We start from the raw sequence: 233 nt of genomic DNA on the forward strand, positions 1-233 counted from the left end.
GCCGAGGTCGTAGCGGCGCACGCCCAGGAACTTGTCCGGGTTCTTGCTGCCGACGACGCCGCGCTTGTCGCTCTTCTTCAGCAGCAGCATCTTGACGACCTTGCGGCAGATCTTCGAGATTTCGCGCTCGAGCGAACGCACGCCGGCTTCGCGGGTGTAGTAGCGGATGATGTCGCGGATCGCGGCCTCTTCCACCTTGATCTCGTCTTCCTTCAGGCCGTTCGCCTTGACCT

The 233-nt window shown here is 62.7% G+C and carries 1 protein-coding gene; it reads right to left on the minus strand.

All coding sequences use genetic code 11. The features are described 5' to 3' along the window. Positions 1 to 233 (minus strand): hypothetical protein (locus tag KVT32_RS31730; RefSeq protein WP_217619600.1); only part of this gene is annotated, 233 nt, incomplete at both ends.

Origin of the sequence: Achromobacter sp. GbtcB20 (genome assembly GCF_019091095.1) — a bacterium.
Lineage (GTDB): Bacteria > Pseudomonadota > Gammaproteobacteria > Burkholderiales > Burkholderiaceae_B > Achromobacter > Achromobacter mucicolens.